Here is a 4379-nt window from a genome sequence, read left to right as displayed (position 1 = left end):
GCGGTGCCGCACTCAAGCGCCGCCGCGGATTTGCAGCTCTGCCGAAAGGACACGTAAAAGCGCACGCGGCGTGCTGATGAAAGCGTTCCAGTCGAACGTGTGCCGGAAGAAAAGCCAGGATTACCGTCAGATGGTGCGTCCGAATGCTTCTACGCTCATCCGCGGTACTTCTGGCCGATGGTGAGATCGGAGGCGTTTGCGTTGGTGTTGGTGATTGCTGCAGGTTCTGCACGGGAGCTTTCGCTTGGCTCCGTGCACCTTGAAGGGAGCCGGACTGCGTCCAAGCAGATGAGCGATGCGCAGCCAGAAATCGGCCGGTGTGGTGCTGCCCGCGCCACAACGCTTTTCGGGAGTGTCGAACGGGAGTGAATTGCGATGGCACCCGAGAACGACAAGCCTGACCGCAAAGGCAATTCGCGCGACCGATGCCGCTTTGGTCAAGGTCGGAAACCTGCGCGCAACAGGCATGGCGAACACCCCTCTTGCGTGCGCATGGATGGGAAACCGACGGCAAGGCGTGGCCAACTGCTCGCCACGGTACGACCGCTGAAACGGCGTCCGCTCGTGTGTGGCTGGGAAGTCCTGGACACGCACTCGAAAGCCGCTCATCCGGCGGTCGAAGCAGGTCGCACGGTCTATTCAAGCGGCGGCCATCCGTGGCAGGGAAGCCCTGCGAACGATCGCTTCCGGGCCGGAGCGAAATCCGCTTTAACCGGCGCGAGGCCGCTTGATCCGACGGACTTGCGCGCGGTGAGGTGTCGCCGGGATTTGCCGAATTCCTCGATTCCCCCGCCCATTGTGCTCGCTCTGCGCGACGACGATGCGCACAAGAGGCGTTTTCGGCCGTGCTTTGGAGAAATCGACTGGCCATGAAGCTGCCGTGGGCGGAGATCAAAGGCCGGATCAGCGTACTCGCCATCCGCCTGGCGCTTTGGCTGGTTCTGATGCTCAGCCTTCCCTTGCTGGGAATCGTGATCTTTTCATTCAACAACCTGGAAAACGCGCTCGCGCGTGCAGCGGGTTCTGAGCAGTTGCGCCTCGCCCGACTGCTGGCCGGTCAGATCGACGGCACCGCACTCGGCACGGACGCGCTGGCGAAAGTCATCGAAAGCGCCAGCGATGCGGTTAGTCCGGTCTTCGTGACCGATCGGTCTGGACGATACCTGGCCCATCCCGACCGCTCGAAAGTCGGATTGGCGCTGCAAGCGGATTTCCCGAAGGCGATCACAGAGTCGATCCTGTCCGGCACGAGCGGCTCCATTCAGGACTTTTCGCGATCCGCCATGGTCTTCGCCTACCACCCCACGTCGGGAGCAAAGGCCATCGTCGTGGTGGCCACTCCGCGCGACGCCATGGCGAGCATCGGCGAGGACTATCTGGCCAGGACCGCGTCCCAGATCGGCCTGATCGTGGCGCTGATTTCGATTGGCGGCGGTGTCGCGATCTGGCTGGTAGTCGGCTCGCCAAGCCGCAAACTGGTCGCCGCGGCCACCCGGATGACGAGCGGTGACTGGTCCATTCGCGTCGATCCGGAAGAGATGATCGACGACCTCAAGATTCTGGCAATCACCTTCAACGGCATGGCCGAACGCCTGCAACGTCTGGTCACGAGCTTGACCGAACTCAACGCGACGCTGGAAACGAGAGTGTCGGCGCGCACGGTCGAACTTTCGGTGGCCAAGGAGCAGGCAGAAGCGGCCAACCGGGCCAAGAGCGCCTTTCTGGCCAATATGAGCCACGAGCTGCGCACACCGCTGAACGCGATCTTGGGATTCACCGAGCTGATGCGTCGAGAGGGCCGGCTGAGCGGGCGAGACCGGGACCACCTGGCGATTGTCAATCGCAGCGGTGCGCACCTGTTGGGATTGATCAACGACATCCTCGACATGGCCAAGATCGAGGCCGGGCGCATCCAGTTGGAGATGGCGCCATTCGATCTGGGCGCGATGGCCAACGACATTGTCGGCATGATGGCTCAGCGCGCCCTGGAAAAGGGCGTCGAGCTACGCCTGGAGCGCTCTTCGCGTGTGGCGCGCTACATTTGGGGTGACGAAACTCGCTTGCGGCAGGTGCTGGTCAATCTGCTCGGCAACGCCATCAAGTTCACCCGTGAGGGCGTAGTAACCCTGCGGCTGAACGGCGGACCGGAAGCGAGCGCGCCCCGCCTCCTGATCGAGGTCGAGGACACCGGCCCGGGAATCGCGCCGGACGATCAGGCGCGCGTCTTTGAGCCATTCGTGCAGACCGATGCCGCCGCAAGACAGGGTAAAGGCACCGGATTGGGACTGGCCATCACGCGCCAGTTCGTCGAGCTGATGGGCGGGCGAATTGGTGTCACGAGCTGCCTCGATCGGGGCAGTTGCTTCCGCATTGAGCTGCCGGTTCAGCTCGCCCGCGCAAGCGAGGTGACCGCTTTGCGCCAGGTCGGCAGCGAAGTGTTGAGCCTGGCGCCGGACCAGCCCACCTGGCGCATCCTGATCGTCGAAGACCAGCCAGAGAACGCCCTGCTGCTGAGTCGCCTGCTGGAAGACGCTGGATTCAAGGTGCAGACGGCAAGGAACGGCGCCGAAGGAGTCGAGCTTTTCCGGCAGTGGCGCCCGCACCTGATCTGGATGGACCAGCGCATGCCAGTAATGGATGGGCTGGAGGCCACCCGGCGCATTCGCAAGCTGGAGGGGGGCGAGGCGGTCAGGATCGTCGCCCTCACCGCCTCCGTGTTCGCCGATCAGCGGGACGAGCTGTTGGCGGCTGGCATGGAGGACGTCGTGCACAAGCCGTTTCGGCCCGAAGAGATCTTCAGTCGCCTCGATCGCCTGCTCGGCGTCCGCTTCGTACGCCGGGAAGTGGACTCGACCGAACCCGCTACCCCGGCCGAACAGGCGCTCGAGCACTCGGCGATGGCAGCGCTGCCGGAAGACTTGCGGCGTGACTTGGCCGACGCCCTGGTGGTGCTCAATGTGGGGCAGATCGACGCCCTGATCGCCCGGGTAGCCGAGTGTGATCCGGCGCTGGGTCGACTCCTGCGCCGCCGCGCGGACAATTACGACTACGGATCGATCGAGGAGGCGTTGCACCGATCCAGCCATGCCTAGCCGATCGTCGGTCGGAGGACGACTTCCGGTCGAGAGTGCACGCGCTACCTCAGGTCTTGACGCGCTTGCTTGCTGGTGTACACCCTGCGCCGGAGAAGCAGGCGGTGCGAAAAGCTCTCGAAAGAGCCAAGGCAACACTCGCTCCGAGCGAGATCTGACCGCGAAGCTGCCGTAGAATTGACTTTGCCAACCGACGGCAACATCGTGCACCAGGAATTGATGGAGGTATCAAATTGCTGAAGTATCGCGCAGTCTTCGTCCTTGTTCTGGTGGCGTGTCTCTTCGCGGGAAACCTTGTCGGACGAGCCTTCGACGGTATCGACCGGCGCAGCCCCGATTACGTTCCTCTAACCGCTGGATTCGACTCGCTGCCCTTCCTGCGAATCGGCGTTACCGCACTGAATTTCGTCACCTTGGGGTTTCTTGACCGGAGTCAGCACAGACAGGCACTGGTGTTCGCCGGGCGAGCTGATGCAGCAAGACACAGCCGTGCCGACTGGACTGATCTCGCGCTATCGACCTTCGCCGTCGCAATGCTCGTCGTTCTCTCAAGATGGCTCGCTCGGAGACTCGTACCAATCCGCTGACGACGCGGCTTGACGGCCTTCCCTGCAGAGAGTTCGCGAAGTCCGCCTGAAGTTGTTGCCGGCCACAAGGAGTCCTTCGTTCACCAGCCGGCTGGGGCCAGCTCCTGGCATACTGCTGCGGCAGCTCTGAATGGCTGCGCGCGGGATGCCGGCGCATCGGTCGTCGGCTCACGCAAGATTCAGACGGGTGGCCGACACTTGGCCAGTCGCACTTCTTCAAAGTCGCCTGGGGCTCGGCCAGGCGCCAGCCCTTGCCAAGCTTGCCCAGCGGCTAGCCGCCATTCGCGCTCTTGGCTGGCGAGCGCCTTCCGGCGAACCTCGACGACATGGGCGAAGTCCACCTCTCTGCTCCGTTTTGCCCTTCTCGCCAGATGCTGTCCGGGCGCCAACCAGTCCGTCCTAGAGGGCAAGCATTCAGCCTGCACGCCGGCGTCACGTTCCACGCGTGCCGCGCATGCTGCCAGGAATTGGCCGGACGAAATCCGCCACCTTGCCGCTTTACCCAGCGCATGACGCACAAATACAACCGCCGCGTGCCGGATGCCGGCCCTTGGCACGCGTCAGGCATCGGCTAGCGCGCGATCTGCAGCGGCAGCGGCGAATAGTTGACTCGGCGGATCTCGATCAGTCGCTTTTGTTCGACTCTTCCTTCGACAATCTCGTAGCCCATCAAGGCGAAAACGCGGCCGCGCACGAAGAG

Annotated in this window: 4 protein-coding genes; all 4 read left to right on the top strand. The window is 63.3% G+C overall.

Translation table 11 applies throughout. From position 1 onward, the window contains the following. A partial coding sequence (locus RKP46_RS11050; protein WP_311106693.1) for a hypothetical protein occupies positions 1-184 on the top strand: 184 nt, incomplete at its 5' end. Positions 185-295: 111 nt separating this feature from the next. Continuing rightward, the gene (locus RKP46_RS11045; protein WP_311106692.1) at positions 296-550 is read left to right on the top strand and encodes a hypothetical protein; all 255 of its coding nucleotides are present in this window, start codon (positions 296-298) and stop codon (positions 548-550) included. A gap of 319 nt (positions 551-869) precedes the next feature. Next, the gene (locus RKP46_RS11040; protein WP_311106691.1) at positions 870-3092 is read left to right on the top strand and encodes an ATP-binding protein; all 2223 of its coding nucleotides are present in this window, start codon (positions 870-872) and stop codon (positions 3090-3092) included. A 233-nt stretch (positions 3093-3325) separates the two neighbouring features. Further along, positions 3326-3679: a hypothetical protein gene (locus tag RKP46_RS11035; protein WP_311106690.1), complete on the top strand. Its 354-nt coding sequence runs from the start codon at positions 3326-3328 to the stop codon at positions 3677-3679. The last annotated feature ends 700 nt before the right edge of the window (positions 3680-4379 follow it).

Source organism: Accumulibacter sp. (assembly GCF_031732815.1).
Lineage (GTDB): Bacteria > Pseudomonadota > Gammaproteobacteria > Burkholderiales > Rhodocyclaceae > Accumulibacter.
The sequence above is the reverse complement of the archived record's forward strand: the minus strand, read 5'-3'. Positions and strand labels throughout refer to the sequence as shown.